This window comes from Herbidospora sp. RD11066 (assembly GCF_054661255.1).
The window spans coordinates 1-256 of record NZ_BAAGDO010000241.1 but is presented as its reverse complement, the minus strand read 5'-3'; the positions used below and the strand labels follow the sequence as shown (position 1 = coordinate 256).

The 256-nt window shown below is 38.3% G+C and carries 1 protein-coding gene; it reads left to right on the top strand.

Annotated elements, in window-relative coordinates:
- A partial coding sequence (locus tag ACYQ78_RS39825) for a hypothetical protein (protein WP_459806183.1) occupies positions 1 to 256 on the top strand: 256 nt, incomplete at both ends.

Below are 256 nucleotides of genomic sequence, written 5' to 3'. Positions count from 1 at the left end.
CAAAGATGAAATTATGCAGTTGGATCAATCAGCAAAGCTTTCAAGGGCATTTGATGGGACAACTTATTTACCTGGTATTGTTGGCCTGAATAACATCAAAGCAAATGATCACTTGAATGTGGTGTTGCAGGCATTAGCATTTATTCCTCCATTTCGGGATTTTTTTCTGAGAGAAGAAAACTACCAAAAGATCAAGCGTCCTCCTGGAGATATTATGTTTCATTTAGTCAACAGGTTTGGTGAGCTGATTAGGAAG